Origin of the sequence: Amycolatopsis lurida (genome assembly GCF_900105055.1) — a bacterium.
GTDB lineage: Bacteria > Actinomycetota > Actinomycetes > Mycobacteriales > Pseudonocardiaceae > Amycolatopsis > Amycolatopsis lurida.
The window spans coordinates 4,982,647-5,008,964 of sequence record NZ_FNTA01000004.1; the positions used below are offsets into that span (position 1 = coordinate 4,982,647).

27 protein-coding genes are annotated in these 26,318 nt (G+C 68.9%); 13 read left to right on the forward strand and 14 right to left on the reverse strand.

Annotated features, from left to right (window positions below):
* Positions 1-28 precede the first annotated feature (28 nt).
* From BLW75_RS28930 to BLW75_RS28950, 5 genes are read left to right on the forward strand one after another with little or no spacing between them, the layout of a single operon-like run.
* Positions 29-1,120: a heme/hemin ABC transporter substrate-binding protein gene (locus BLW75_RS28930; protein ID WP_034308419.1), complete on the forward strand. Its 1,092-nt coding sequence runs from the start codon at positions 29-31 to the stop codon at positions 1,118-1,120.
* On the forward strand, positions 1,117-2,151 hold the full coding sequence (locus tag BLW75_RS28935; protein WP_034308421.1) for a FecCD family ABC transporter permease: 1,035 nt from the start codon (positions 1,117-1,119) through the stop codon (positions 2,149-2,151). The genes BLW75_RS28930 and BLW75_RS28935 overlap by 4 nt, the downstream gene beginning before the upstream one ends.
* Positions 2,148-2,933, forward strand: coding sequence for a heme ABC transporter ATP-binding protein (locus BLW75_RS28940; RefSeq protein WP_198935693.1), 786 nt, complete (start codon positions 2,148-2,150; stop codon positions 2,931-2,933). The genes BLW75_RS28935 and BLW75_RS28940 overlap by 4 nt, the downstream gene beginning before the upstream one ends.
* Entirely contained in the window at positions 2,930-3,745 is an 816-nt protein-coding gene (locus BLW75_RS28945; RefSeq protein WP_241783433.1) for a hypothetical protein, read from the forward strand. The genes BLW75_RS28940 and BLW75_RS28945 overlap by 4 nt, the downstream gene beginning before the upstream one ends.
* 1 nt (position 3,746) lies before the next feature.
* Positions 3,747-5,579 (forward strand): HtaA domain-containing protein, encoded by a 1,833-nt coding sequence (locus BLW75_RS28950; RefSeq protein ID WP_158005369.1) that lies wholly within the window; start codon positions 3,747-3,749, stop codon positions 5,577-5,579.
* 49 nt (positions 5,580-5,628) lie between these two features.
* On the opposite strand, the gene BLW75_RS28955 is transcribed toward BLW75_RS28950, so the two are convergent.
* From BLW75_RS28955 to BLW75_RS28965, 3 genes are all read right to left on the reverse strand, one after another.
* Positions 5,629-6,297: a biliverdin-producing heme oxygenase gene (locus BLW75_RS28955; RefSeq protein WP_034308426.1), complete on the reverse strand. Its 669-nt coding sequence runs from the start codon at positions 6,295-6,297 to the stop codon at positions 5,629-5,631.
* Positions 6,298-6,375: 78 nt separating this feature from the next.
* Positions 6,376-6,963: a TetR/AcrR family transcriptional regulator gene (locus BLW75_RS28960; RefSeq protein ID WP_034308428.1), complete on the reverse strand. Its 588-nt coding sequence runs from the start codon at positions 6,961-6,963 to the stop codon at positions 6,376-6,378.
* Positions 6,964-6,987: 24 nt separating this feature from the next.
* A complete protein-coding gene (locus BLW75_RS28965; protein WP_034308430.1) occupies positions 6,988-8,487 on the reverse strand; it encodes a glutamate-cysteine ligase family protein in 1,500 nt (499 codons plus the stop codon).
* 216 nt (positions 8,488-8,703) lie between these two features.
* On the opposite strand from BLW75_RS28965, the gene BLW75_RS28970 reads away from it, so the two are divergent.
* Both BLW75_RS28970 and BLW75_RS28975 read left to right on the forward strand, forming a co-directional pair.
* Positions 8,704-9,519, forward strand: coding sequence for a TrmH family RNA methyltransferase (locus BLW75_RS28970; protein WP_034308432.1), 816 nt, complete (start codon positions 8,704-8,706; stop codon positions 9,517-9,519).
* Between the two features lie 27 nt (positions 9,520-9,546).
* Positions 9,547-10,149 carry a DUF2537 domain-containing protein gene (locus tag BLW75_RS28975; protein WP_034308435.1) on the forward strand — a complete coding sequence of 201 codons (603 nt, stop codon included), beginning with the start codon at positions 9,547-9,549 and terminating at the stop codon, positions 10,147-10,149.
* Here BLW75_RS28975 and BLW75_RS28980 read toward each other — a convergent pair.
* From BLW75_RS28980 to BLW75_RS29005, 6 genes are read right to left on the reverse strand one after another with little or no spacing between them, the layout of a single operon-like run.
* The gene (locus BLW75_RS28980; protein ID WP_034308437.1) at positions 10,146-10,481 is read right to left on the reverse strand and encodes a hypothetical protein; all 336 of its coding nucleotides are present in this window, start codon (positions 10,479-10,481) and stop codon (positions 10,146-10,148) included. The two genes, BLW75_RS28975 and BLW75_RS28980, sit on opposite strands and share 4 nt — an antisense overlap.
* 2 nt (positions 10,482-10,483) lie before the next feature.
* The gene (locus BLW75_RS28985; protein WP_034308439.1) at positions 10,484-11,110 is read right to left on the reverse strand and encodes a hypothetical protein; all 627 of its coding nucleotides are present in this window, start codon (positions 11,108-11,110) and stop codon (positions 10,484-10,486) included.
* 3 nt (positions 11,111-11,113) lie between these two features.
* A complete protein-coding gene (locus BLW75_RS28990; protein WP_034308442.1) occupies positions 11,114-12,325 on the reverse strand; it encodes a putative T7SS-secreted protein in 1,212 nt (403 codons plus the stop codon).
* Entirely contained in the window at positions 12,322-12,765 is a 444-nt protein-coding gene (locus BLW75_RS28995; RefSeq protein ID WP_034308445.1) for a hypothetical protein, read from the reverse strand. Before BLW75_RS28995 ends, BLW75_RS28990 begins: the two co-directional genes overlap by 4 nt.
* 33 nt (positions 12,766-12,798) lie before the next feature.
* On the reverse strand, positions 12,799-13,692 hold the full coding sequence (locus tag BLW75_RS29000; protein ID WP_034308448.1) for a hypothetical protein: 894 nt from the start codon (positions 13,690-13,692) through the stop codon (positions 12,799-12,801).
* Between the two features lie 36 nt (positions 13,693-13,728).
* Positions 13,729-14,547 (reverse strand): hypothetical protein, encoded by an 819-nt coding sequence (locus BLW75_RS29005; RefSeq protein ID WP_034308451.1) that lies wholly within the window; start codon positions 14,545-14,547, stop codon positions 13,729-13,731.
* 33 nt (positions 14,548-14,580) lie between these two features.
* Between BLW75_RS29005 and BLW75_RS29010 the strand changes: the two genes are divergently transcribed.
* A complete protein-coding gene (locus BLW75_RS29010) occupies positions 14,581-14,946 on the forward strand; it encodes an MmcQ/YjbR family DNA-binding protein (RefSeq protein WP_034308453.1) in 366 nt (121 codons plus the stop codon).
* A gap of 36 nt (positions 14,947-14,982) precedes the next feature.
* Here the strand turns inward: BLW75_RS29010 and sepH are convergent, their stop codons facing one another.
* From sepH to BLW75_RS29030, 4 genes are all read right to left on the reverse strand, one after another.
* A complete protein-coding gene (sepH, locus tag BLW75_RS29015; RefSeq protein ID WP_034308455.1) occupies positions 14,983-15,828 on the reverse strand; it encodes a septation protein SepH in 846 nt (281 codons plus the stop codon).
* 190 nt (positions 15,829-16,018) lie between these two features.
* The gene (locus BLW75_RS29020) at positions 16,019-17,176 is read right to left on the reverse strand and encodes an ATP-binding protein (RefSeq protein WP_034308458.1); all 1,158 of its coding nucleotides are present in this window, start codon (positions 17,174-17,176) and stop codon (positions 16,019-16,021) included.
* Complete coding sequence (locus BLW75_RS29025) at positions 17,173-17,832, reverse strand: response regulator transcription factor (RefSeq protein WP_034308461.1); 660 nt, start codon at positions 17,830-17,832, stop codon at positions 17,173-17,175. The genes BLW75_RS29020 and BLW75_RS29025 overlap by 4 nt, the downstream gene beginning before the upstream one ends.
* A 414-nt stretch (positions 17,833-18,246) precedes the next feature.
* Positions 18,247-20,049, reverse strand: a complete 1,803-nt coding sequence (locus tag BLW75_RS29030; protein WP_034308463.1) for an alpha-L-fucosidase — start codon at positions 20,047-20,049, stop codon at positions 18,247-18,249.
* A gap of 229 nt (positions 20,050-20,278) precedes the next feature.
* Between BLW75_RS29030 and BLW75_RS29035 the strand changes: the two genes are divergently transcribed.
* The 5 genes from BLW75_RS29035 to BLW75_RS29055 all read left to right on the forward strand — a co-directional run bounded on the left by BLW75_RS29035 (position 20,279) and on the right by BLW75_RS29055 (position 25,126).
* A complete protein-coding gene (locus BLW75_RS29035; protein WP_034308465.1) occupies positions 20,279-20,833 on the forward strand; it encodes a hypothetical protein in 555 nt (184 codons plus the stop codon).
* Entirely contained in the window at positions 20,830-21,930 is a 1,101-nt protein-coding gene (locus tag BLW75_RS29040) for a peptidoglycan-binding protein (RefSeq protein ID WP_034308468.1), read from the forward strand. The genes BLW75_RS29035 and BLW75_RS29040 overlap by 4 nt, the downstream gene beginning before the upstream one ends.
* Positions 21,927-22,613, forward strand: a complete 687-nt coding sequence (locus tag BLW75_RS29045) for an ABC transporter ATP-binding protein (protein WP_034308470.1) — start codon at positions 21,927-21,929, stop codon at positions 22,611-22,613. Before BLW75_RS29040 ends, BLW75_RS29045 begins: the two co-directional genes overlap by 4 nt.
* Entirely contained in the window at positions 22,610-23,830 is a 1,221-nt protein-coding gene (locus BLW75_RS29050; protein ID WP_034308473.1) for an ABC transporter permease, read from the forward strand. The genes BLW75_RS29045 and BLW75_RS29050 overlap by 4 nt, the downstream gene beginning before the upstream one ends.
* Positions 23,831-23,923: 93 nt before the next feature.
* Positions 23,924-25,126 carry a glycosyltransferase 87 family protein gene (locus BLW75_RS29055; protein ID WP_103746165.1) on the forward strand — a complete coding sequence of 401 codons (1,203 nt, stop codon included), beginning with the start codon at positions 23,924-23,926 and terminating at the stop codon, positions 25,124-25,126.
* Here the strand turns inward: BLW75_RS29055 and serC are convergent.
* Positions 25,123-26,250, reverse strand: coding sequence for a phosphoserine transaminase (serC, locus tag BLW75_RS29060; protein ID WP_034308475.1), 1,128 nt, complete (start codon positions 26,248-26,250; stop codon positions 25,123-25,125). The two genes, BLW75_RS29055 and serC, sit on opposite strands and share 4 nt — an antisense overlap.
* Positions 26,251-26,318 lie beyond the last annotated feature (68 nt).

Here is a 26,318-nt window from a genome sequence, read left to right on the forward strand (position 1 = left end):
CATCAGTAAATATGGTTAGCCTTGCCTAATGTTGTCAAGGGGGTTGCTGTCCACGGTCGCGCTCTGCCTCGTCATCGTTGTCACCGGATGTTCGTCCCCGCCATTGGCGACCACAAAGGCCGCCGAAACCGGCGCTGACCTTCGCCCGCTTTCGCAGGTCAAGCCCTTGGCGGAGCCCCAAACCCACGTCGGACCGACCACCGCGCGGCTCGCGCAGGCCGACATCACCGGCACGAAACCGGCGGTGCAGCACCTCCCGGCGACCGTCACCGACCACCAAGGCACCCAGGTCACCGTGACCGACACGAGCCGGATCCTCGCCTTCGACATGTCCGGCACCCTCGCCGCGACCGTCTTCGGGCTCGGCCTCGGCGGCAACGTCGTCGGCCGCGACGTCTCGACCGGTTTCCCCGCGGCCAGGGATCTGCCGCTGGTCACGATGAACGGCCACCGGCTCAACGCCGAGGCGATCCTGGCGCTGCGGCCGACCGTGGTGATCACCGACACGACCCTCGGCCCTTGGGACGCCGTGCTGCAGTTGCGCGCGTCCGGGGTGCCCGTGGTCGTCGTCGACTCGAAGCGTTCGATGGACAACGTCGGTGACATCGTCCGCCAGGTCGCCGCCGCACTCGGCGTTCCCGAAGCGGGTGAAAGCCTTGCCGTCAGGCTCGCGGCCGACGTCGACGCGAAGAAGGCGGAGATCGCGAAACTCGCGCCCGCCGATCCGAGCCGCAAGCTCCGCGTCGTCTTCCTTTACATGCGCGGGCAAGCCGGCGTGTATCACCTGTTCGGCAAGGGTTCCGGTGCCGATTCGCTGATCCGGGGGCTCGGCGCGATCGACGTCGCCACCGAGGCGGGTATCGAGGGCATGCGCCCGGTCAACCCGGAGGCGCTGGCCAAGACCGCACCCGACGTGATCCTCATGATGACCAAGGGGCTCGAATCCGTCGGCGGGGTCGGCGGTGCGCTCCAAGTGCCAGGTGTGGCGCAGACCCCCGCCGGGCAGCACCGCCGCATCGTCGACATGGCGGACTCGCAGATCCTGAGCTTCGGGCCGCTCACCGCCGGCGTGCTCGACGCGCTGGCGCGAGCCCTCTACGCGCCGGATGACGCCGGATGAACCGCGGTTTCAAGGTGACGGCGGTCTTCGCCGTGCTCGTGGGCGGTGTCGTCGCGATTTCGCTCGTCTCCGCGGGCAGCGGACAGTACGGCCTTCCGCTGTCGCAGGTCTTCGATTCGGTGCTGCACCGGCTCGGGCTCTCGGAAACGCCACTCGACCCGTTCGCCGAGGGTGCGCTGTGGCAGGTCCGGTTCCCGCGCGTGGTGATGACGTTGCTGGTCGGCGGGGTGCTCGGCGTCTGTGGCGCGTTGATGCAGGGCGTGTTCGGCAACCCGCTCGCCGAACCGGCCGTGGTCGGTGTCTCGTCCGGCGCGGCCGTCGGCGCGAGTCTGTCCATTGTGGCCGGTTGGACGTTCTTCGGCGCGTTCACCACGCCTGCCCTGGGTTTCGCGGGCGGGCTCGTCACCACGCTGCTCGTCTACGTGCTTTCGCGGTCACGCGGGCGCTCCGAGGTGGTCACGCTGATCCTGACCGGGGTCGCGGTCAACGCGGTCGCGATGGCGCTCATCTCGTTCCTGATGTTCTCCGCGGACCAGGCCGCCCGCGAACAGATCGTGTTCTGGCAACTGGGTTCCCTGGCCGGTTCGCGCTGGCCGTACGTGGTGACAGTGCTGCCGCTGGTCGCCGTCGGTGTCGTCGTGTCGATCGCGCTGGCACGGAAACTCGATCTCCTCGCGCTCGGGGAGCGGCAGGCGAGGCACCTCGGCGTGGACGTCGAAAGGCTGCGGATCGGCGCGGTGGTGGTCGTCGCCCTGATGGCGGCCGCGGCCGTTTCGTATTCGGGGATCATCGGTTTCGTGGGCCTGATCGTGCCGCACGGGCTGCGGATGCTGCTCGGCCCGGGGCATCGCGTGCTGATCCCGGCGAGCCTCTTCGGCGGCGCGCTGCTGCTCGCCGCGGCCGACCTCGGCGCCAGAACCCTGTTCACCTACGCCGATCTGCCGATCGGCATGCTGACCGCGCTCGTCGGCGGCCCGTTCTTCTTCTGGCTGCTGCTGCGCACCCGGCGACGTTCGGGAGGCTGGGCATGAACGGTGCCGAACTCGACCGCGTTTCCTATACGGTCGAAGGAAAGACGCTGCTTCGCGAAGTATCGCTGCAGGTGCTCTCCGGTGAGGTCCTCGTGGTCGTCGGGCCGAACGGCGCGGGCAAGTCGACCACGCTCGGACTGCTCGCCGGAGACCTTCGCCCGGATTCGGGACGGGTCCTCGTCGCCGGAGCCGAACTCGGTTCCTGGAGCGGGATCGAGCTCGCACGACTGCGCGCGGTCCTGCTCCAGCAGAACACGGTGACCTTCCCGTTCACCGTGGCCGAGGTCGTGCGGATGGGCCGGACCCCTTGGAAGGGAACGGAAGCCGAGGACTTCGACGACACCGAGATCGCGGCCGCGCTGAAGGCGACCGGGATGACCGAATTCGCCGAGCGCCGGTTCACCACGTTGTCCGGCGGTGAGCAGGCGCGGGCCGCGCTCTCGCGGGTGCTCGCCCAGCGGGCGGGGATCCTGCTGCTCGACGAACCCACCGCCGCGCTGGATCTCCGGCACAGCGAGGAGATCCTCACGCTCGGGAGGGCGCGGGCCGAGGCGGGGGACGCGGTGCTCGTCGTCCTGCACGACCTCGGGCTCGCCGCCGCGTACGCGGACCGGGTCGCGGTGCTGTCCGAGGGACGGCTCGCCGCCGAGGGCACGCCCGCCCAGGTGCTGACGGAGTCGTTGCTCAGCGAGGTCTACCGGCATCCCGTGGAAGTCCTGACCCATCCCCGCACCGGGAAACCGATCGTCCTTCCCCACCGAGCGGCCGAGGAGCGCCGATGAAACAGCTGATGAGAGTGGCCGTCGCAGCCGGGCTGCTCATGATCGCCGCACCCTTGCCCGCTTCCGCGGCGGGCGCGGCCGTGACGTTCTCGCCCGGCTCCGCGGATCCGGAGTACGCGACCTCCTTGCAGGTCAAGGGAACCGGATTCCAGTCCGTGCCGAAGGGGCACGGCGGCATCTATCTGCTGTTCGGCTGGGTCGCCGACGGCACGTGGCAGCCGAGTCAGGGTGGCGCGGCAGGCGAGACCTACCGGTACGTCAAAGACAAGGAAACCAAGGACAACAACGGCTTCCAGCGGTTCCTGGCCTTCCCCGGCAGCGACACCGGGTCCGCGGCCAACGGCGAGATCGCCGCGAATGGGACGTGGTCGGCGACGCTGGTGATCCCCGGCGCGCGGTTCAAGGCCGCCGACCGCACCGGGAAGGTCGTCGACGTCGACTGCCTCAAAGTCCGATGTGGACTTATCACGGTCGGCGCCCACGGCGTGGTCAACGCGAACAACGAGACCTTCACCCCGGTGACGTTCGCGGTGCCGAAGGCGCCGACGACCCAGGCCGCCGCTCCGCCGCCTCCTTCGTCTTCGCCGGTGCCACCGCCATCCTCCAGCGCGGCGCCGACTTCGACTTCGACGCCGATTGTGTCCACTGTGGAATCCACTGAACCCGTGCCGGTCGCCAAGCCCGCCGCGCAGAGCGGGGAACCCGGTTCGTGGTGGTGGATCGCCGTGGTGGCGGGTGTGGTGTTGATCGCCGTGCTCGCCGTCCCCCTGATCCGGGCCCGCAAGCGGACCCGCAACGCGGAAGGTGAATGAAGTGTCCTTGCGAAGATGGGGTGCCGTGCTGGCGGGCGTCGCGCTGGTGGGCGGAATCGCCGCCACCCCGGCGATCGCCGCCGATCCGTTCACGCCCAAGGTGACCGTGACGCCGAGCGCGGGCCTCGACCCGGCAGGTACGAAGATCGTCGTCAAGGGCACCGGTTTCGACCCGGCCGCCAACGACGGAAAGGGCTTCGGCCTGCGCGTGGGCCCGGCGAAGGCCGACGTCCGCGATCGGGCCGGTAAGGATTTCCAGGTCAGCCGCCTGATCAAGAAAGGCGCGGTCGGCAGCCAGATCCCGGTCGGCGACGACGGGAGCTGGGAATACACGGTCACCGTCAAGGCCGAGTACGTCGCGAGTGGCACGACCTACAGCGCGAAGACGCAGCCGTTCAGCGTTTTCGTCTTCGGCTGGGACACCCCGGCGCTCACGTGGGACAGCACGACGCCGTTGAAGTTCACCGGCCTCGGTGATCCCGGTCCGGGAGACACCGCGCCAGGCCTCGGCTGGGGACTCAAGCAGTCCTGGCGGTCCTACATCACCCGGGGCGGTGGCACGGTGACTCTATCGAACGGGGCGGCCTTGGACACCGCGGCGCCGAACGCCGAGCCGTACCCGTACACCTGGAAGTACGGATCGTCCACAGTGGATTCCGGAAGAGGAACGGTCTCGTACACCGGACAGGTCACGTACACCTTCGAAGCGCATACGATCTGGGACTTCACCGTCGCCGACCCGCGGATCACCTTTTCGGGCGACGGCACCGGGACACTCGCCGCAAAGGTCGGTTATGCCTTCTACGGGACCAAAACCGCGCCGGAGAAGGTGCGGGCACCGTCCGACGTCGTGCTGGCGGACCTCAAGCTGAAGGCTCCGGCACAGGCCGGGGACAACGTCTTCGCCGACATCGAGTCGGCGAAACTGACGGCCGAGGGTGCCGCGGCGTTCGCCGGCTTCTACAAGGCGGGGGACGCGCTCGACACGGGCCGGATCGTCTTCCCAGGCAAGAGCGGACCCGCTCCCACGTCGAGCGCGCCTACCAGTTCGGCTCCGCCCACGCCGACGACGACTTCTCCGGCGTGCGTGCTCACCCCGGAATCGGTGAAGCAGGGAAACCTGTTGTGGGGCTTCAAACAGAGCTTCCGCCGCTACGTCGGGACCGGTTCGGGCACGTCGATCACCGCTTCGGACGGTGTCGAGATCACCGACATCGACAAGATCGACGGGACGGGACCGCCGAGCGGGGCCTACCGGTGGGGCTTCGACAGCGCTCAGTACAAGTCGGCGGCGGAGTTCACGACGCAGTTCCGCGGCAAGGTGACGTTCGCTTACCCGGGGCACTCCTTCGTGTTGTCGATCGGGCGGCCGAAGGTGGTCGTGGCGCAGGGCAAGGGCAAGCTCTTCGCCGATGTGGAGCTGAAGACGACCAGCGGGGCGCCGTCTCCGCCGATCAACCAGCCGGGTGTCGAGCTCGCTTCGCTGGACCTCGCGGCGGCGAAGACCAGCGAGGGCGCGGGCGCGCTGAGCGTCGCCGGGATCAAGGTGACCTTGGGGAACGCGGAGGCGTTCGCGAAGTTCTACAAGGTCGGGGAGGCGCTCGACGAGGCGACGGTGACCCTGGGTGCTTCTTGCGCGAGCCTGCCCAGCGGCTCGGTGCCCGGTCCGGGCGGGGGTGCGGGGTCTGACGACCTGGTACCTGAGGTGAAGTACCGGCCGAACTCGGCGCTCGCGGCCACCGGAGTCGACGGCGGCGTCTGGCTGCTGTGGGGCTTGGTGCTGCTGGGTGCCGGCACCGGGCTGATGCTGGTAGTCAGGCGCAGGAGGGCGTAGGGCTCGTGAGTGGTAAGGACGGTTAGAACCGTCCTTACCACTCACGAGGTCAGGCGGCCCGGTACGCGTCCAGCTCGCTCGCCAGCTCGTCGAACACCGCGATGTTGCACTCGAAGGCCACGATGGCCTCGTCGATGAGCCGCGCGCGCTCATCCTCGGTCCACGGCGCCGAGTTCAGCTGCTCGCGGTAGTCGTCCCGGAACTTGGGCGCGCTGCCCAGCTGGTCGAAGTGGTAGAACAGCGAACCCGCGTCCGTCAGCTCGTACTTGCGCTCCAGTAGCCGCCGGATGACCTGCCCGCCGGCGATGTCGCCGAGGTAGCGCGTGTAGTGGTGGGCGACGAAGCCGCCGGACCAGTCCGACGCCTCGGCCACGCGCCGCGCGTAACGCTCCGTCGAGGGCAGCGGCCGGATGGTCTCGCGCCAGTCCGGGCCGACGAGGTGTTCGAGGTCGCGTTCGAGGCTCGGCAGCCGCCGCAACTCCTCGAAGACGAACTTGCCCGCCACGGGGTCTTTCGCCAGCTTGTCGGCGGCCTGCTCGATGGCCTGGTAGATGAAGTAGTACTGGATCGCCAGCCGGGTGTACCCGTCGCGCGTGAGCTCGCCGCCGAGCAGCGCGTTCATGTACTCGGAGTGGTTGGCCCGCTCGTGGGCGGGCAGGGTGGAGGCGCGCAGGGTCGCGGAGAACGGCCCGGATTCGACGTCGGTGGTCACCGGCATGGACAGAGCCTCCAAGCATCGATCTGACATGCTGTCAGAAAGAGCGTAAGGCACAACTGCGGGTTAGGCTACCCTTATTTACGGGTTTTCCGTCATCCCGACCGCTCTGAGCACGAAGCGGACGGCTCCCTCGATAGCGTCGTCCAGCCGTTCGGGTGGCACGTCGACCACCTGACGGCTGCCCAGCGCGGCGGTGATCATCGGGATCAGTACCTCGGGGTCTTCGTCCGGCACCCCCTCAGCGAGGATTTCGCGCAACTGGCCGGTGATGGGGTCGGCGTGCGCGCTGATCCGCCGGTACGCGGCGGGCGCCAGCGCCGACGCGAGCGCCGTCCCCGGCGGCAGGTGGTACTCGGCCAGCACCCGCAGCTGGAGCCGGACGAACGTCGAAAGCTTCTCGACCGGGGTGTCCGCGGTCGCGACGGCCGCCGTCAGCCGTTCGACGTACCGGGTCGCCTCGTCCTCGACGAAGGCCACCAGCAGGCTTTCCTTGTCGGGGAAGTGGTTGTACATCGCCGTGCGGCCGAGGCCCGCTTCGGCGGCGACACCCGCGAGCGTGATCGCGTCGAATCCGCGCTCGTACAGCTGCCCGCGCAGGACGTCGAACACCCTGCTGCGGACCTCGCGCCGGTGCTCCTCCAGCGACCGGCCGATGATCTTGGGCACGAGCCACCTCCCTGGAGGGAAACTCTAAGCCTCCAGCGACCAGGTGTGCACCGGCGTCTCGGTGGCCGACAGCTCCAGGTACCGGCCCAGCATCCGATTCAGCGCGGTCTCCCGCTCGGCGCCGCGCTCCTCCGCGCGCAGGACGTACTCCCGCTGCCACGCCGCGCCGGTCCGCCGAGTGAGACACCGCTGCTCGATGATGCCCAGATAGCGCTCTCTCGCCACGTCCGAGACATCCGATCGGCGTAGTCCTTCGTGCGCCAGCGGCAGCAGGACCCGCAGCACCAGCTCGTCCGGCGGGATCCAGCCGATACCCGGCCAGTACAGCTGCGCGTCGAAACCCCGGCGCGCCCCCGCGTACATGTTCTCCTCGGCGGCCTGGAACGACATCTGTGTCCACACAGGACGGTCGGCCTCGGCGAGCGCCCGCTGTGCGCCGTAGAAGAAAGCGGCGTTCGCGACCATGTCGACGACGGTCGGGCCCGCGGGCAGCACGCGGTTCTCCACCCGCAGATGCGGCAGGCCGTCAACGACGTCGTAGACCGGCCGGTTCCAGCGCCAGACGGTGCCGTTGTGCATCCGCAGTTCGGTGAGTTTCGGGGCCTGCCCGGAGTCGAGCGCCTCGATCGGATCCTCGCGGTCTGTCTCGGGGAGCAGGCCGGGGAAGTACCGGACGTTCTCCTCGAACAGGTCGAAGATCGACGTGATCCACCGCTCGCCGAACCACACCCTCGGCCGCACGCCCTGGTTCTTCAGTTCTTCGGGCCGGGTGTCCGTGGCCTGCAGGAACAGCGGGATCCGGGTTTCGTGCCACAGCGCCTTGCCGAGGAGGAACGGCGAATTCGCGCCGACGGCGACCTGGACGCCCGCCAGCGCCTGCGCCGCGTTCCAATGCGCCGCGAACTCCTCCGGCGCGACCTGCAGATGCAGCTGAACGGAGGTGCAGGCGGCCTCGGGCAAGATGGATTCGGAGTAGCTGCGCAGCCGCTCGGGCTGACGGCCGGGGAGCGGCGAGCCCTCCATCGAGAGCACGGTGCGCTCGCCGCGCGCGGCGAAGATCCGGTCGTTGAGCAGCGAATACCGGGCGTTGTTGGTCAGCCACTTCTGGTCGAAGTGCTCGTGTCGCAGCGTCGGGAGGATGCCGATCATCGCCAGGGAGGCGCCGGATTCCTCGGCCTTGCGGGAGGCGGCGCCCAGATACGCGTGGAGGTCGTCCTCCAGTTGCAGCGCGGACTCACCCGCCAACGGCCGCGGCGGCACGTTGAGTTCCAGGTTGTGCTGGCCGAGTTCGGTGGTGAACGACGGATCGTTCAGCGCTTCGAGCACGGTGGTGTTCGTCATCGACGGGCGCATCTGGCCGTCGACGAGGTTGAGTTCGACCTCGAGGCCGATGTTCTTGCGCGGGAAGGAAAAACTTCCGTCGGTGAGCATACGGGCCAAGGTGTCGAGGCAGCGCTGGACCTTTCGGCGATAGCGGCCGCGATCCTGCGGCTCGGAGGGGTCCGCCGAAAGATTCTTACCCATGTTCGTCGAGCTCCTCATTGGCCACGCTCCGCGAGATCCAGGCGGGACTGCCAGGCGGCCCAACGGTTTCACGCCTCGCAGTCGCCCGGCTAGCGGCCAAACTGGTGCTCTCTGTCACTAGGGGTTAACTGACAGCAAAATACCTCCATACGTACTATTTACCCGCAGGCGATCGGACGCAAACGGCACGCAGCGGGCGGATGACACACTCTCCCGGTGGCAGAACTGATCACCATCGACGACCGCGACGATCCGCGGCTCGACGATTTCCGCGACTTGTCCACAGCCGATCGGCGTCCCGATAGGCCGGGTGGGCGGGGCTTTGTGATCGCCGAAGGCACCGTCGTGGTCGAGCGCCTGTTCAAGTCCCCCTATCCGGTCCGTTCCCTGCTCGGGGTGGAACGGCGATTCCGCGAACTGGGCGGCGACCTGGACCTTGTCGACGTCCCCGGCTATGTGACTTCGGCCGAGACGATGGCCGATGTGGTCGGATTCCATCTGAACCGGGGCATCCTGGCCGTCGCGGACCGGCCGGTCCCGCCGTCGACGGTCGAAGAGGTCATCGACGGTGCGCGCGTGCTCGCGGTGCTCGAAGGCGTCGGTGACCACGAGAATCTCGGTTCGCTGTTCCGCAACGCGGCTGCGCTCGGCGTCGACGGGGTCCTGCTCGGCGCCGGCTGTTCGGACCCGCTGTACCGGCGCAGCGTCCGCGTCTCGATGGGGCACGTGCTGCGCGTGCCGTTCGCGACCTTCGGCTCCTGGCCCGGCGACCTGGAATTGCTGCGGGAACGCGGTTTCCGTATCGCTGCCCTCACTCCTCGTGCGGATTCCGTTTCGCTGCGCCAGTTACGGGACCAGACACCGGAGAAGGTCGCGCTGATGCTGGGCGCGGAAGGCCCCGGCCTGACCGAAGAGGCCATCGCCGCCGCCGACGTCGCGGTGCGGATCCCGATGCCGGAAGGCGTCGATTCGCTGAATGTCGCCACGGCGGGCGCGATCGCGTTCTACGAGACGCGTCCACCGCTATCGTGAGCACCCGAGCGATCACGAGGAGAACCGATGGAATTGCGGATCCGTGAGGGACGCGCGGTGCTGGCCGGTCCGGGCGGCGAACGCGCGCGCGAAGTGGACCCGCATTCACTCGCGATCGGTTCGGATCTCGCTCAGGCGCTGCACGAATGGGCCAGGGTCGCGTCCGCCGTGGGCGGCACCGGCACCGAGGCGGCTTCCGTGGTCTCCCAGCGAGGCCGCCAGCTCGCACAGCGGGTCGCCGCCACGATGGGCACGTCGGTGCGGTTCGTCGATCCCGTCTCCGGTGACGGCGTCATCATCGATCCGCCCGCCCCCGCACCCCGCAACGAACTCGCGCGGCGGCTCTTCGGCACGCCGGACCCCGCCGGGGAACCGACACCGTGGCTGACCGGGCTGACCGTCTCCGCGTTCGCCGCGGCCTTGGTCGTCGTGGCGATGCTGGCACTGGCGAACACCCTCGCGCGCGAGACCAACGGCTGGCTCGCGCTGCTCGCGTCGGCCGTCGTGACCGCCGGGATCACGCCGTCACTGTGGCTCGCGCGTCGGGTGCCGATCGTGCGGTGGGCGGCCTTCGGCGCGGCGGCGGGGATCGTGATCGCGTGGATCGGCGTGCTGGTCGTCGTCTTCTAGAGATCGAAAACCGTGTCGATCGGCTCGTCGTGGTCGTCCTCGACGGGGTCCGGCCGCGGCGCGGGCTTCCCGGTCAGCGCCCGCCGGATGGTCGCCGTGATGACCTCGCCGAGCGCGCTCGCACTCGACGCCAGCGCCTTGTCGGTGAGCCGGACCTCGCCGATCACGCCGCCGGGACCGACGGTCACCGTCACCGTCTCGTCGGGGGAGGTCACCTCGGTCACCTCACCCGCCGCGGCGAGCGCCTTGGCGTTCTCGGCCTTGCGCGCTTCGACCTCGCGCAGCTGCCAGCGCATTTCCTCGATCAGCTGCGGATTGCTGAGGTTCGCCATGGTCATTCCTCCGTGGTGCCCGGGCGAAGGCTGTGCGCCACGCGGGACGCGGCCTCGGCGACCGCGGGCCACGCCTCCATCGAATCCGCGGTCACCGCGAGGATCACGACGCCTTCGCCAGTGGGCAGTGGAACCTGAAACTCCGCCTTGATCCGGGGCTGGACCAGGTCGTCCGCCCGCCCGGTGAGCTCGGGCGGAAGCCGGAATTCGCCGACCTCGATCGCCGCCAGCGCGGGGCCGAGCGGTAACCGGACCGCACGAACATCCGCCCGCGGGTGATTTCGCCGATAGACGTTCAGCAACGCACTCGTCATCACCTCGCCGTCCGGTTCAGCCGGCCCGGTGCGGACGGACGGCAAGCGGACGGTCCCGAGGGCCAGTGTGGCCACGTGCTCCGGGCCTTCGCCGACGGCGAATCTGCCGAACAGGCGGACGCCGTTCTCCTTGAAGTAAGGGGTCAGCGACCTCAGATGAGCACTGAACTCTCCGGCATCCGTCCCGGTGGCCTCGGCCACCTTCTGGCCGAGGGCCTTCGCGATCCCCGCGTTCGTTTCGTCGTCGGCCGTCACCGGCATGCCGATGAAGCCAGGCGGCAAATCCAGGAGCAGGCCGGTCTCGGTCGAGGTCATGAATCAGCTCCAGGCCTTGTCTTCCGCGCGTTCGCGTCGCCGCTCCGGGGTGTTGTCCGCGGCGACCCCCGCTTCGGCGGCGTTGCCCACCGCGACGGCTCCCCACAGGATGGGCAGCCCGTTGAAGATCGACGCCGACGCCATGGCGGCTTGCCCGGCGTCCTTGGGCCACCAGTAGTTCTTGAAGTCGTCGATCGGGCCTTCGAAGCTCAGCCCGGCCACTTCGGTACCCGCGTCGGTCTGGAACTGCGCGCCCACCGAACCCAGGCCCAGGGGCTTGATCCACGGACTGTTCGGGAAAAGGGCGCCTAGGCCGGAGGTGGCCACCCCGGCCAGGTCGAACGCGATCGTCTCCGGCGAGACGTCGGCCCCGGCGAAGGCGGCCGTGGCGTGACCCGCGGTCGCGACGACCCCGAGGCTGGTGCCCACGGCGGAGACGACGTCACCAGCCGGTGGCGGAATGAACTCCCCGGCCAGGCCCAGGAGGTTGCCCGCGTCGCCCACGACGTCCGAGACCTTCGACAGGACCTCGGCGTTGTCTTGAACGGCGTCCCAGACCGCGTCCACCACGTCGGCGGTCAGATTGACCAGATCCTTGACGACGCCGGTGACCGCGTCGACGACGTCGTCCAGGAGATCGGGCTCGTCGGGAGCGAGTTCTTTCGCCTTCCGGAGCAAGTCCGCGACGCGAGCGGCGACCGAGGTGTGCTGGGCGAACAGTTCTTTCGCGGCTTCCTGAACCTCCGTGCAGCCGTCGATGGCCGCTTGGAGTTGACGTCCGGCGTTGTCGAGAAGCGCCTGCGCGATCCGCAAGGACTGCTGGTCGGTGAACGTCTGGCTCGCCAGTGCGAAGTCCGGGTTGGCACGAGCCTGCTCGGCGGCCTGGGCGGCAGCCTGAGCCCGGCGCTCCAGGTCCGCTGCTTGACGCTGCATTTCGCCGAGGTCGCGAGCCCAGCCTTCGAGTGCGTAGGCGGCTTGCGCCATCGAACGCGCGGCACCGTCCAAGTACTCGGGCAGCGGGCCGAGACGGCGTGCGAACGCTTCGCTCGCTTCACCGGTCCAGATTCCCTGCTTCGTGACGATCTGGCGCAGCATGGTGTCGGCCTCTTCGAGGTCGCGGCTGACCGTGCGGTATTTCTCGGCCAGCTCGCCGACGCCCCCGACGTCACCGGGAGCCGGGTCGAAGCCGAGCGCGGGGTACGGGTTCCCGGTCACCTGCCGCCTCCGAGGATGTCGGTGATGCCGCCGGTGTAGCCGCCGCCGACCGGCCCGCCGTCGTCACCGAGCGGGAATCGAGGCGAGGGATCGGGGCCACCGGTGCCACTGGGTTTCGGCGGGCCGTCGACAGGATCGGGAATCAGGTCACCGAGCTTGTCGAGGCCCTCGCCGAACTCTTCTTCCATCTTCTGGTACTTCTGCTGAGCGGTCTTCAGTCTTTCGGTGACGCCTTCCGCGGCCTCACCGAGCCTTCCGATACCGAATTCCCAGGCTTCCTCGAAATCCATGCCGGATTTCGCGAGATCCGGGTTGCCGAGCGCACCCCATACGCCTCCGCCGGCGAGTTTCTTGTTAGCGTCCGCCATCCGGTCGGCGCCGGTTTCGAGATCACCGATGAGCTTCCCCAGCTCGGCGATCTTCACCGCGTACCCGGCCATGCCGTCCTCCCCTGTGAATCGGTGTCGAAAGGCTCAGGGCCGTTCGACCGTTCCGGAATCCGACGATCGTTCGTTCATCCGCGTTCCCCGGACGAAGACGATTTCGTTCTGCCATTCGTATTTGCCCCGGCGCCAGGCGGTGTAGAAGTAGCCGAAACCGGCGGCCAGCTGCGCCGCGAGCTCGGGATCGAGCCCGCTGACGATCGTATTGACGTGGACTGCCGGGTCTTCGGCGGTGAACCGGTTCGCGAGCCACCCCACGCGAGTGGAACGCGGCACCAGGTGGATCCAGAGCGCGGCGGCCACGATTCCGGGGAGCAACAGCGCAACGCCGAGGTAGAACAGCCATTCGTGCGGGGTCAGCTTGCCCACGAGCACGAGGACGCCGCACAGCAGAACCGCGATCACGCCGGTGAACAGGGGAAATTGCGGGGAGCCCGGGTAGAACCCGCTTCGGTGCCGGGGCGGTGCGGCCGGGTCGCGCTGCAGCAGGAGAAGCCTGTCGGCACTGGTCGCGAGTTCCCGGGTGATGACCATGCCGTTCTGGTGGGCGAGCTCGGCGACGTACCGGCGAGCCAGCCTCACGTGCCGAAGGCTGAGCCAAACCTCGTTTTCGCCGCGGATCCGCCGGAGCAGAGCGCGTTGCCCGGCGGGGTCCGGTTTCGGCTGCCAATGGTCATAGAGCCGCCCCGGAAAGCTGTCCGGCGCGTACTGGAAACTCAGCAGGCTCGGATCGGAAGGCGGGATTTCGATATACCGCCGATCGGCGGCCATTTGCCGGATCACCTGCGGATCCATCGCCCATATCGAGGGCGAGACATGGACGACGGGACGGCCGTCGAAGTGCAGATACCGCAGTGAGCCCAGCCGGCACGCCCAGTCGACGCCCAGAGAGACCGGCTGGATGCCTTGTTGCGACAGGTACACCGATGATCACCCTCCCCGGCGCCGAGGGTAACCGAGTCACACGCGTTTGTAGAACTTGAGACTCGGCCCGCCCGCCTGTGTCGCGGACTGCCCGTAAAGCTCATAACCGTGGTACGCGGCGATCTGCACGACCAGGTCGGCGGGCATCTGATAGGAGCGCATCGCGAATTCCACGTGCGGGCTGCCGTCGAATTCCCGCGCCAGCCAGCCGACGCGAGTGGTACGCGGGAACAGGCCGGTGGTGAACGCGGCCGGGACGGCGCCGGCGAAAGCCGCCATGAACAGGAGGCTGACGATGGGGGCCTCGTGGCCCGACGGCATTCCGACGATCACCGCCGCGGCGCTGAGGAGAACGAAGACGGTGACGGGTGCGATGTTGTTCAGCCACGCGTAGCGGAACCGGAATCCGGTGGGTGCGGGCAAGGGAAGCCGCGGCGGTGAAGGATCCCGGCTGAGCAGGAGGACCCGATCGTTCGGATCGGCGAATTCGGCCGCGACACGCAGGCCTTCGGTTTCGGCGAGCTCCGCGACACGCCGAGCGGAGAGGTTCGCGTGCTTGAGGCTGACCCAGACCTGTTCGGAGCCGGTGAGGTGGTTCAGCAGCCACCGTTCGCGGTCTTTGTCCGGTCTGTCCGGCCCGTCGAAGACGGGGACCGGCGGCACGTGCTGCGGCGCGAACTGGAAGCTCAGGCAGCCCTGGAACATCGGCGCGATCTCGAGGTAGCCGCGGCTGTGGGCGATGCCGCGGAGAGCGCCGGGATCGATCCGCCATTCCATCGGTGAGACATGCGCGTACGGCGTTCCGGTGAAAACCTGGAAACGCAAACGGACAGCGCGTGCGTACCAATCCTGCATGAGTCCCCCTCGGCGGCGAGGATACTGAGCTCCATGACCGGTGACCCGCTCGATTCACTCAGAAGGCTGTGTCTCGCGCTGCCGGAAGTCTCCGAGCGGCTCAGTCACGGCGAGCCGACATGGTTCGTCCGCGGCAAGAAGACGTTCGTCATGTACGCCGACCGTCATCACGACGACAAGGTCGCGTTTTGGTGCCCGGCGCCGCCGGGGGCGCAGGAGGAACTCGTGGGCGCCGAGCCGGAGCGGTTCTTCCGGCCGCCGTATGTCGGGCATCGGGGGTGGCTCGGGGTGCGGCTGGACGTGGACGTCGACTGGGCCGAGATCGAAGGCATCGTCACCGACGCGTATTGCCTCGTGGCCCCGAAATCCCTGATCGCGCAGGTCCCCGGACGCACGTAATGGCCCCTCCACCGGAAGGGGCCACTACGTGCGGATTCAACCTCGTTGTGATCGGACGCCCAGTAGGACGTCTTCCCAGGATGGGACGATGGGGTGGTTCTTCTTCCCCTTCGCCCGTGGAGCGGGTTCGGCCACTTCCTCCGGCTCGTCAGCCGGAAGTGGTGGCTCGGTCTCTTCTTCGGGCTCCGCGATCGGCGCGTCGATCACTTTCGCGACCGGCTCTTCGGGGGCCGAATCCAGGGTGGGCTGGACGGCGGCTTCCTTGCCGGGGTCCAGCGCCCGGACCGTGCGCGGGGCGCGGTAGGCGTTGGGGTTGAGCAGGACTTCGGCGTTCTCGTCGAGGGCTTGCACGGTGCCGCCGTGCGCGCCGGGCGCGAACGCCCAGTGCGCGCGGTTGTCCGAGCGGCCCGCCTTCCAGCTCAGCACGACGACCCACTTGCCGTCGTCGCCTCGCCAGGAGTCCCAGGTCGCCTGGCTGTAGTCGTGGCCGCGCTGCCCGAAGGAGTGCGCCACGACCTCGCCGAGCGTCTGGACGTCGGGGCCGTCCTCGCGGACCGGATGCGCCCGCTGGGCGAGTTCGGCGGTGCGGGACCGTTCGAGGAGGACGGGGTACGCGAACCGCTCGACGCGCTGCACGGTGACGCCGGCGCTGCTCGCGACCTGCTCCACGGACTCACCGGCCCGGATTCGTGCCTGGATCTCGCGTGGCCGCATTTGGCTCTCCAACTCGATTTCGATCTGGCCGAGGCGGGTGATGTCACCCCTCGCCGCCGCTCGCAGCCTCTCATCCGCGGGGAGCAGGAAGCGCGTGCGGCTCGCCGGGTCTTCACACACGATGGACTTACCGTCCTCGTGCAGCCCGACCACCCGTAGCGCTCGCATTCTCGCCTCCCCGATTCTTCACCATTGTGGGTGTCCACGTTAAAACGGCGCGTCGCCTTGACGTGTGAGGCGCGCCGATGTCATGTGTCCTGCTCACTATTTTGTTCATGACGGCAAGGGGAATTCTGCGGGAGCGACGGGCGGCTCGCCGCGTGACGCGCCGGACACGCACAGTCACGATCGGGGGAATCTACGGCAGGCGCACCCGGACGACCAGTCCGCCGCCGCGTCCGCCCGGCTCCGCGCCCGCGGTCCCACCGTGCGCCTTCGCGATGGACCGGACGATCGACAGCCCGAGGCCCGCGTTGCGGGAGTCGCCGGTACGGTCGCCCGACAGCCGCCGGAACGGTTCGAACAGCGCGGGCACGGCGTCCAGCGGCACCTGCGGGCCGGTGTTGCGCACGACCAGCGCCGGATCGACGCCGATGTCGACGTGGACCCAGCCGCCCTTGTGGTTGTAGGTGATGGCGTTGTGCACCAGGTTCGTGACCAGCCGCTCCAGCAGCACGGGATCGCCGGACACCGTCCGCGGCCGCAGCCGCGACTCCACCGTGACGCCAGCTTCCTCGGCCATGGCCGACGCCGACCGGATCACCGTCGCCGCGACCTCGTCCAACCGGACGGGGGTGCGCGCGGCCAGGCCGCGGTCGCTGCGGGCGAGCACGAGCAGGCCCTCGATCATCCGCTCGCTGCGTTCGTTGGTGTAGATCAGGTGCTCGCCGAGTTTCCGTACCTCGGGGCTCGCGTCGGGGTCGGCCATCGCCACCTCGACCAGCGTGCGCTGGACCGCGAGCGGGGTCCGCAGTTCGTGGGAGGCGTTGGCGACGAAGCGTTTCTGGCTGTCGAACGACACGGCGAGCCGGTCGAGCATGCCGTCGAAGGTGTCGGCGAGTTCCTTGAGTTCGTCGTCGGGGCCGTCGAGGTCGATCCGCCGGTCGAGGTTCTCGACCTCGAGTTTCCGCGCGGTCGAGGTGATCGCGTGCAACGGCCGCAGCACCCGGCTCGCCATCAGCCAGCCGAGCAGCACCGCGAGCGCGCCGGCGATCGCCAGCGCCACCAGCGATTGCCACAGCAGGGTCGAGAGGACGTCCGAGCGGTACTCGGTGATCGAGGTCGCGACCAGTTGCGTGGCTTGAGCACGCTCCACGGGCATGATGGTCGTCGTGTCCATGGGGTACGCGCGCTGGACCGCGACCCCCGCGGCGTCGGTCGCGAACGTCGCCGTATCCGGCAGCGTCGAACTCACCAGCAGGTAGTTGACGATGAGCAGGGCGAGCCCGACGAGCAGGAACGCGCCGCCGTAGAGCGCCGTCAGCTTGGTGCGGACGGAGAGCCGGAGCGGTTTCACGAGCCGAACCGGTAACCGGCGCCGGGCACGGTCTCGATCAGCGGCGGTTCACCGAGTTTGCGCCGCAACGTCATCATCGCCACCCGGACGGCGTTCGTGAACGGATCGGCGTGTTCGTCCCAGGCCTTCTCCAGCAGGTCTTCCGCGCTGACCACGGTCCCTTCGGCGCGCATGAGCACTTCCAGTACCGCGAACTCCTTGGGGGACAAGGGAAGGAACCGGCCGTCGCGCGACGCCTGATGCCGGGGCAGGTCGAGGACCACGCCGCCGCGCTCCAGTACCGGCGGCAGCGCCGGCCGCGCGCGCCGCGACAGCGCCTGCACCCGCGCGACGAGTTCGGCGAACGCGAACGGTTTCGTCAGGTAGTCGTCGGCGCCGAGACCCAGCCCGGCGACCCGGTCGTCGACGTCGGCCGCGGCCGTCAGCATGAGGACCCGCGCCTCGCCGCCGGTCCCGATCACCGCGGCGCAGACCTCGTCGCCGTGCACGAGGGGGAGATCCCGGTCGAGGACGACGACGTCGTAGCCGTGCACGCCGACCCGGTCCAGGGCCTGCGCGCCGTCGTAGCAGACGTCGACGGCCATGGAGAACCGTCGCAGGCCCTCGGCGATCGTGTCCGCCAGCAACCGCTCGTCTTCCACCACCAGCACTCTCACCTGGCCAGTCTGCCCCGGATGGGGGTAAGCGGGGGATAAGCGCGGCTCAGCCGACCGGGTGTGGCCCGGGTGTTGCGAAAGCCACTTTCGCAACCTTGAACGTTGCGAAAGTGGCTTTCGCAACGTCGCTTCGCGCTGCGGGGCCCAGGTGAAGGGCGCCTTCCCCGCATCGGACGAGGGGAAAGTCCCCTTCGCGACGCCCGGGCCTTGCTCGGCGCTCGCCCCTGCGTGGATCCACCGACCGGATGGCGAACGTCCCCTTCATGTCAAGGCGCGCGCCGGTCCATGGTGCCGCGTCCGGCGAGAGTGGTGCTTGGAGGCGTAACTCACGTGCTTGAAGCCGTAACTCACGTGATTGAAGGCGGAACTGCGTGTTCCGGCTCCAAGCACGCGAGTTACGGCTCCGATCACGCGTTATCCGGCCGGGTGCAGCTGCCGTGCCGGAATCACCTGCTGAGGGGTGTTCGGGCTGGACCACAGCAGCTTCATCGACGCCTCGCCGCCTCGTTCGGTGTGGTCGAGCCGGATCGCGTACGACCGCCCCGCGACCAGATCGAGTGTCGCTTTGTCGACACTCGGGCCGTGCGGGGTGGTGTTGTCGATCAGGAGTTTCCCGTCGACCCACAGTCGCACGGTGTCGTCCGAAACCGTGGTGAACGTGTACTTCCCGGTGTCCCGCGCGGTGACCTGCCCGGTCCAGCGCGAGGAGAAGGTCTCCGCCGGGATCTTCGCGTCCGGTGAGCCGGTGAACTTCCAGTTGTGGTTCACGCCCGGTTCGACCCGGCGCACCGCCGGTGTTCCGGTGAAGTCCGCGTTCGGCCAGTACTCGGCGGTCAGCCCCGTCCCGCGGCCGGCGGGTGCCTGCGGCAGCGGATCGACGCTCAGTTCGATGACGGTCGCGACGTCGTTCGTCCGGCCGCCCGACGGGGTGAGCTTCACGCTTCCGGACGTCTGCTCGACCCGCACGCGCTGCCGGCTGCCGAGCACCCGCGCGTCGCGAACCCGGAAAGGCGCCAACGCGTCGAGCGTCAGCGGGCCGCCCGAAGCGGGCCAATCGAACACCGACGCGTAAAGCTTGTCACCGCGACGGCTGACGACGCCCCAGCCCGGTTCGGCGACCAGCCCCGGCGCGCCCGCCCCGTAGACGGCGGCGGACTGGCCGTTCGTTCGCAGCCACTGGCCCATCTGCTTCAGCCGGTCGATGGATTCCCGCGGCACGCGGCCGTTGCGGTCGGGGCCGACGTTGAGCAGGAAGTTGCCGCCGCGGCCGGCGATCGAGAGCAGTTTCCTGGTCAGATCCGCCGAGGATTTCCAGTTGTGGTCCCAATCCGTGTATCCCCAGCTGCCGTTGAGGGTCATGCACGACTCCCACAGCTGCCCGTCGACCGGCTTGTCCGGGATCTCCTGTTCGGGTGTTCCCGTGTCGCCGTCGACCACCCGGCGTTTGCCGACGCGGTTGTTGACCACAATGGACGGGTCGAGGCTGCGGACGTAGGCCTCCAGTTCCTCGCCGTCCTTTTCCGTCCACGGGTTGTTGGGCCGGTCGGTGCTCCATTCGCCGTCGAACCACAACACCGCCGGGCGGTAGTTGTCGACGAGTTCCTTGAGCTGGGCGTACATCCGTTCCTTGTACTTCGGGAACGTCGCGGGATCGGGGAAGTCCGGGTCGTGCCAGTCCCAGATCGAGTAGTAGAAGCCGAGTTCGACATCGCGCGCGGCCGTCGCGCGTTTCAGCTCGGCGAGGATGTCGCGCTTCTTGTCGAACGAAGAGTGGTCGCGGAGGTTGAACTTGTTGACCTTCGTCGGCCACATCGCGTAGCCCTCGTGGTGTTTCGACGTGATCACCACGTACTTCTGCCCGGCGTCCTTCGCCGACTGCGCGATGGCGTTCGCGTCGAACCCCGCTGGGTCGAACTTCGCGGCGATCTGCTCGTATTCGGCGCGCGGGATCTGGCAGTTCCGCTGGATCCACTCGGCGTCCTGGCAAACGCTTCCGTCGGGACGGGTGTACTTCCCTTGAAGCTGGGAGTACGCGCCGAAGTGGATGAATTGGCCGAAGCGGTCGTCACGCCACCAGCGCGTCCGCTCGGCGGTGAACGGGTCGTCGTAGGCGTGGTCGGACGGGAGTGGTGCGGCTTCCGCGGCGGGCGCGACGCCCAGTGCGGTGGTCGCGATGACGAGGGCCGCCAGGGCCCGGAGTGGCTTGCGGCGATTCATGCACTCCTCCTCGCTGAGGTGTGGACGTCGGAACTCTAAGAAGCCAGAGATCGGATGTGAACCCCTGAAAGTCTCGTGAAGCGCCTAGTTCACCCGTAAAGACGGCAGATAGATCGGATCTCTGTTCCGCTGACGGGGACGGTAAGCGCGGCATAAGCGACTTCGCTTACCGCGCCGGAATCGCCCGCTCCGTAGAAATCGGTGCGCCAAGACGACCGAAGGAGCAGCGATGCGGAAACGACCGATGGCGGTACTGATCGCCGGAGCGGTCCTCGCGCTGGTGGCCGGCTGTGGCGGCGGCGGGGACGGCGGCGACAAGGTCGCCTCGATCTCGTCGCCGCCGGCGCCCGGCGCCGCCGGTGACGGAAAGCAGGCCGACAACGTGTCCGACGAGGACAAGATGCGCAACTACCGGAAATGCATGCGCGAGCACGGGATCGAGATGCCCGAACCCAAGCCCGACGGCAGCGGGCAGGACACCGTCACCTTCGACGCGCGCGACATGCCGGACGAGAAAAAGATGAACGCCGCGAGCGACGCGTGCCGCAAGCTGCTGCCGAACGGCGGCGAGATCAAACCGCCCACGCCCGAAGAGCTCGACAAGATGCGCAAGGAAGCGAAGTGCATGCGCGAGCACGGCATCGACTTCCCGGATCCCGAGCCCGGGGGCAAGGGTGGCGCCGCCATCGCGCTGGGCGACGCGAACGGTGATCCCAAGAAGTTCGAAGAAGCGGCGAAGGCCTGCGGTCTCGGCATGACCATGAGGGCGGCCCCGGCGAAATGAGCGAACACGAAGGACCCGGCGGCGCACGGCGTTCGCGCCGGGCACGCTGGTTCATCATCGCGGCGGTGCTCGTCGTCGTGGTCGGGACGATGTCGGTGGTCGTGCTGACCAGGGTCACGTCGGAAGCCCAGCAGGTCGGGCAGGCGCCGCCGCCGGTCGAGACCGCGAAAATCGAGAAGACCGACCTGCAGGAGGAGGAAGAGGCGAACGGAACTCTGGGCTACGGCGCGGAAAACTCCCTCGCCGGCCGGAAACAGGGCACCATCACGTCCCTGCCGGACGCGGGCGCGGTGCTCACCCGGGGCAAGGCCGTGTACGGCGTCGACGCCAAACCGGTGCCGTTGTTCTACGGCACCTTGCCGTTCTTCCGCGACCTCGCGGACGGGGCCGCGGACGGCCCGGACGTCAAACAGCTGGAAGAGAACTTGAAGGCGCTCGGTTTCGGCGGGTTCGGCACCCCGGACAAGAAGTTCACCTCGGCCACCGCCGCCGCGCTCAAGAAATGGCAGAAGTCGCTGGGCCTGGAGCAGACCGGTGCGTTCGGACAGGGCGACGTCGTCCTCGCGCCAGGCGAGATCCGGGTTTCGCAGGTCGCCGCGCAACTCGGCGGTCCCGGCGGCGGCGAACTCCTGAAGTACACCGGCACCGAGCGTCTCGTCGAGGTCAAGCTCGACGCCGCCAAGCAGGCCATCGCCAAGGTGGGGGACAAGGTCGGCGTCGACATCACCGGCGGCAAGTCCACGACCGGCGTGATCGCCGACGTCGGCAAGGTCGCGGAGAACGGCAAGGACGGCGCCGGGCAGGACGACGGCAAGCCGAAGATCAAGGTGAAGATCAAGCTGGACGATCCGGCCGCGGCGGGTTCGCTCGATTCGACGCCCGTCTCGGTGCGCTTCACCAAGGAAGTCCACAGTGGAGTGTTGGCGGTCCCGGTCGGGGCGTTGCTCGCGCTCGCCGAAGGCGGATACGCCGTCGAGGTCGACGAAGGCGGACAACGCCGTCTCGTCGCGGTGAAGACCGGCCTGTTCTCCGGCGGCCGCGTCGAAATCAGCGGTACCGGCCTCGCCGCCGGGATGCGGGTGGTGACCACCTCATGACCCCGGTGCTGGACGTGCGCGGCGCCTCGCGCACCTATCCCGGCGGGGTGCGGGCACTGCACGAGGTGTCACTGTCCATTGAGGACAGAGAGATGGTCGCCATCGTCGGCCCGTCCGGCTCCGGCAAATCGACCCTGCTGCAGCTGATGGGCACGCTCGACCGGCCGACCAGCGGCGTCATCGAACTGCGCGGGCACGACGTGGCGAAACTGCCCGACCGCAAGCTTTCCGCGTTGCGATCGCGGTGGATCGGGTTCGTGTTCCAGCAGTTCTTCCTCAGCGAGGGGGTGAGCGCGGTCGACAACGTCGCGACGGGGCTGCTGTACGCGGGGGTGCCGCGGCGGAAACGGCATGAACGCGCGCTGGCCGCGCTCGACCGGGTGGGTCTCGCGCATCGGGCGGGCCACTTCCCGAACGAGCTCTCCGGCGGGGAACGGCAGCGGGTGGCGATCGCGCGGGCGGTCGTCAACTCGCCGTCGATCCTGCTGGCCGACGAGCCGACCGGGAACCTCGACACGGGCAACGGAGCGGCGATCCTCAATCTGCTGGCCACGTTGAGCTCGCAGGGGACGACGGTCGTGATCATCACGCACGACCGGGAGATCGCGGCGGGCATCCCGCGGCGCATCGAGCTGCGGGACGGCCGGATCCGGCTCGACACCGGGACGGGGGTGCTGGTGTGAGCGCACCTGTCACCGACAAGACGCCGACGCCGAATCCGGCCAGGCTCGGCCCCCGTGACGTGCTGAACCTCGGTGCGCACGGGATGCGGACGCGGCCGATGCGGGCGGTGCTGTCCGCGCTCGGCATCGGGATCGGGATCGCCGCGATGGTGGCGGTGCTCGCGATCCCGGCGTCGGGTGCGAAGGCGTTGCAAGACCAGCTGGCCGCGCTCGGCACCAACCTGCTCACCGCGGGGCCGGGGAAGACGATGTTCGGCGGCGACGCGACCCTGCCGGACAGCGCGGTGCCGATGGCGAAGCGGATCGCCCCGGTGACGGCGGCCTCCGCGACCGGGACCACCGGCGCGACCGTGCGGCGCACGGACAAGATCGACAAGGACGAGACGTCCGGGCTCGGTGTCTACGCGGCGACCCCGGACCTTCTCGACGTCATCGGTGGTGCCGTCCGCGTCGGGCAGTTCCTCCGTGACGCCACTCGCGACTACCCGGTCGTCGTGCTGGGGTCGGTCGCGGCCGCGCGGCTCGGAATCGACCGCATCGACCCGGCCAAGCCGCCACAGGTGTTCATCGACGGGAAGTGGTTCACCGTGGGCGGCATCCTCGGGCCGACGCCGCTGGCGCCTGAGATCGAGCGCTCGGTACTGGTCGGCTGGGACGCCGCCAAGCGGCTCCTCGACTTCGAGGGGCACCCGACCACCGTGTACCTGCGGGCGAAGGACGCGCAGGTCGAGAACGTGCGTTCGGTGCTCGCGCAGACGATGAACCCGGAGGCGCCGAACGAGGTCGAGGTGCGCCGTCCGTCGGAGGCACTGGAGGCGCAGAAGCTGACGGAGAACACCTACAGCGCGCTGTTCCTCGGGCTCGGCGGGGTGGCGCTGCTGGTCGGCGGCGTCGGGGTGGCCAACACGATGGTGATCTCGGTGCTGGAACGACGCCGGGAGATCGGCCTGCGTCGCGCGCTCGGCGCGACGAAACGGCAGGTGAGAGGCCAATTCCTGGCCGAGTCGGTGCTGCTGTCCGGGCTCGGCGGGATCGCGGGCGTCCTGGTCGGCGTGCTGGTGACGTCGGGGTACGCGCTGAGCCAGGGCTGGCCGGCGGTGCTCCCCGTCGGCGCCCTGCTCGGCGGGGTCGGGGTCTCGGCTCTCGTCGGTGCCGTCGCCGGCGCCTATCCGGCGATGCGCGCGGCGCGGCTTCCGCCGACGCAAGCCCTCGCCTGACCACGCAATTCGGCACCTGGTCGCGAAAGTGCGCAGCGCGTACTACCGCAACCAGGTGCCGAATTGCGGGGTAGCGGTGGGTAATCTCGCCGGGTGCTGGTGGGATTGTCGGGGCGGAAACTCGCGGGGGCGTTGATCGCGCTCGAGGTCGTCGTGGTCGGCGTGCTGTTCACCCTCAAGGTGTTCGACGGCCAGGACCTCGAGGTCTACATCGGCGGCGCGCGGCTCCTCGTCGAGTCGGGTGACCCCTACGGCGCGTGGGTGCAGACGCACGGGGGCTGGCTGCCCTTCACCTACACGCCGTTCGCGGCCGCGGTGTTCCTGCCCGGCACGCTGCTGTCCGCCGCGCTGGCCACGAGACTGGTCGGGCTCGCGTCGATCATCGCGGGCGGCATCGTCGTCTACGTCTTCGTGGCGACGCTCAACGGCTCGCTCACCGACCGTGCCAACGTCCGTGGCCGCGCCATCGCCGTCCTCGCGGCGATCGGGGCACAGGCCGTCGGCGGGATCATGGAGCCGGTCCGCTCGACGCTCGGCTTCGGCCAGGTCAACACCCTGCTGATGCTGCTGGTCGTGCTCGACGCCCTGCTGCCGGGCCGCGCCCGCACGAAGGGGCTGCTGATCGGCGTCGCCGCGGCGATCAAGCTGACCCCGGCCTTCTTCATCCTGTTCTTCTTGTTCCGCAAGGACTTCCGTTCCGCGGCCCGGGTCGTGGCCGGTTTCCTCGGCGCGGGCGCGCTGATGTTCCTTGTGGCGCCGGACGCGTCCGCGAAGTTCTGGACGAACATCCTCTTCGACACCGGCCGGATCGGCGATCGCGGCTACGTCGGCAACCAGTCGCTGCGCGGGATGCTCGCGCGGTTCGGGCTCGGCTCGGCGGAGGACGTCGTCTGGGTGCTGGCGTCGATCGCCGTGGTCGCGCTGACCGCGTTCGTGATCGTGCGCGTCGCGGAGCCGGTGTTCGCGCTGACGGCGTGCGCGATCGGCGGGCTGCTGGTGTCGCCGGTGTCCTGGACGCACCACTGGATCTGGTGCGTGCCGATCCTCGCGCTGCTGATCTGGGCGCGCTCGGTCGTTTCGTACGCGCTCGCGGCCGTGACGGTGGCGCTGTTCGTGATCGCGCCGATGTGGCTCGCGCCGCGGCCCGCCGGGAACTTCGGCTGGTGGCTGGCGACGGAGTCCTACGTGCTGTACGGCCTTGCGCTCTTGCTCTATTTCGCCCTGGTAGCGCGTGAAGGCCCCCTTCCCTCGGCTCAGCCGAGGGAAGGGGGCCTTCACGCGCGAAAAGAGTCTTAGCCCAGACGCTCGACGACGTACTCGATGCTCTGGGTCAGCTTCGTGATGTCGTCCGGGTCGATGGCCGGGAACAGACCGACGCGCAGCTGGTTGCGGCCGAGCTTCCGGTACGGCTCGGTGTCGACGATCCCGTTGGCGCGCAGCACCTTCGCGACCGCCGAGGCGTCCACCTCGTCGGCGAAGTCGATGGTGCCGACGACCTGCGAACGCAGCGACGGGTCGCTGACGAACGGCGTCGTGTAGCTGGTCTTCTCGGCCCACTCGTACAGCCGGGTCGACGAGTCGCGGGTGCGCGAGGTCGTCCACTCCAGGCCGCCGTTCGAGTTCATCCACTCGATCTGGTCGGCCAGCAGGAACAGCGTCGACACCGCCGGGGTGTTGTACGTCTGGTCCTTGCGGGAGTTGTCGAGCGCCGTGGTCAGCGACAGGAACTCGGGGATCCAGCGGTCGCTCGCGCCGATCTCGCCGATGCGCTCGATCGCGGCGGGCGAGGCCAGCGCGATCCAGAGGCCACCGTCGGAGGCGAAGGACTTCTGGGGCGCGAAGTAGTAGACGTCGAAGTCCTCGGCCTTGACCGGCAGGCCGCCTGCGCCGGAGGTGGCGTCGATGGCGACGAGGGCGCCTTCGCTTCCTTCGGGGCGGCGCACCGGCACCGCGACACCGGTCGAGGTCTCGTTGTGCGCCCAGCCGACCAGGTCGGCGCCGGCTTCGTAGGCGATCTCGGGCGCGCTGCCCGGGTCGGCCTTGACGACGATCGGGTCGGCGAGGAACGGGGCGCCCTTGGTCACCGTGGCGAACTTCGAGGAGAACTCGCCGTAGGTGAAGTGCTGCGCACGTTCCCGCACGAGCCCGAAGGCGGCGGCGTCCCAGAATGCGGTCGTCCCGCCGTTGCCGAGGACCACTTCGTAGCCGTCGGGCAGGGAGAACAATTCGGACAGACCCGCACGCACGCGGCCGACGAGGGACTTCACCGGCTTCTGACGGTGCGAGGTGCCGAGGTAGGTGGCACCGGATTTCGCCAGGTTGGCGAGCTGCTCGTCACGGACCTTGGACGGTCCGCAGCCGAAGCGGCCATCGGCAGGCTTCAGGTCCGCGGGGAGGGTCAACTCAGGTGCGTCGGTCATGTGCCCAGTCTCTCAGGTCGGGACGGGCCTGCTGAAAGTCGGTGCGGCCTGTCCGGCATGTGGGATTC